The 280-nt window shown below is 69.6% G+C and carries 1 protein-coding gene; it reads right to left on the reverse strand.

Annotated features, from left to right (window positions below; genetic code table 11):
- Positions 1–280 (reverse strand): hypothetical protein (locus tag CVH10_RS19745; protein ID WP_219924869.1); only part of this gene is annotated, 280 nt, incomplete at both ends.

Raw genomic sequence — 280 nt, forward strand, 5'->3', positions numbered from 1 at the left:
GGGCATCGGGGCCGACGGCGTCGAGGCGGCTGCGCAGGAAGGCGGCCCAGTCGTGCGGATAGACGGCGTTCAGGGCCGCGACCACGTTCTGGAACGTATAGCCCTGAGGCGCCCACTGGCCGTCGTCGTGGCCGAAGAAGCCGCGGGCGAAGTCGTCGAGGGACTTCCTGCCGTTAGTGCCCTCGCGGATCAGCGTGTCGGCGTCCAGCCAGACGAGCAGGCTTTCGCGGTAGTAGTCGCCGGTGCCGCGCATCCATGACGGATACTGGCCCGGCACCCG

It is taken from the genome of Halomonas sp. ND22Bw (genome assembly GCF_003011945.1).
GTDB lineage: Bacteria > Pseudomonadota > Gammaproteobacteria > Pseudomonadales > Halomonadaceae > Halomonas > Halomonas halophila.